Source organism: Mesorhizobium sp. M4B.F.Ca.ET.089.01.1.1, assembly GCF_004022605.1.
Lineage (GTDB): Bacteria > Pseudomonadota > Alphaproteobacteria > Rhizobiales > Rhizobiaceae > Mesorhizobium > Mesorhizobium abyssinicae.
Map to the genome: position 1 here is coordinate 1 of NZ_RZOS01001001.1, position 861 is coordinate 861.

2 protein-coding genes are annotated in these 861 nt (G+C 68.8%); one reads left to right on the forward strand and one right to left on the reverse strand.

Features of this window, described 5'->3' with window-relative positions:
- A partial coding sequence (locus EN780_RS35615; protein WP_133372926.1) for an HAD family hydrolase occupies window positions 1-395 on the forward strand: 395 nt, incomplete at its 5' end.
- On the opposite strand, the gene EN780_RS35620 is transcribed toward EN780_RS35615, so the two are convergent.
- Window positions 379-861 (reverse strand): 50S ribosomal protein L11 methyltransferase (locus EN780_RS35620; RefSeq protein WP_133372927.1); only part of this gene is annotated, 483 nt, incomplete at its 5' end. The two genes, EN780_RS35615 and EN780_RS35620, sit on opposite strands and share 17 nt — an antisense overlap.

An 861-nucleotide genomic window follows, 5' to 3' on the forward strand; every position in this document is an offset into this window, starting at 1 on the left:
TCGAGACGCTGGCCGTCCTGCACAGGCGATCCTACCGGCTTGGCGTCGCCACCAACGATTCGACCAGTGGCGCGGAAAAGACGCTGGTGACGCTCGGCGTGGCGCAGCTTTTCGACGCCGCCTATGGCTATGATTCGGTGGCCAGGCCGAAGCCGGCGCCGGACACCATCCTCGCCTTCTCCGACCTGACCGGGCTGAAGCCGGCCGAGATCGCCATGGTCGGCGACAATCGCCACGATCTCGAAATGGCGCGGGCCGGCGGCTGCGGGCTGGCGGTCGGCGTGCTTTCCGGCACAGGCACGCGTGAATCGCTGTCGGCGATCGCCGATGTCGTGCTCAACTCGGTTGCCGACCTGCCGGATTTCCTCGCCGCGAGGGTCAAGGAGACGATCTGACCGCCTCGAACGAGAAGACCCCGCTCGGGCTCGACGCCGTGCCTTTGGCATCGCCGAAATCCGGCACCCTATATTCGGCAAGAAGTTTGAGCCGCGTGAGCGGCAGGTCGGTGCGGCGCGGATCGCCGACCAGCACCTCGATGCCGGTGGCAAGGCAGCGGTCGAGGAAGGGGATCACGCGCCTCGCCACCTCATGCCCGTAGAACACGTCGCCGGCCAGCACCAGGTCGACTGCCGGTGGCGGCCCGGCGGTGATGTCTTCGCCGATCACCGTGATCGCGACGCCGTTCGCCGCCGCGTTGAGGCCGAGCGCGACGATGCCGTTGCGGTCGATCTCGGCGGCGATCACCGCGCGCGCGCCAGCTTTCGCCGCGGCGATGCCGACCAGGCCCGAGCCGGCGCCGAGATCGAGTACGCGGCGCCCCGCAACCGTTTGCGGCCGGTCGAGAATATAGCGGGCAAGGAC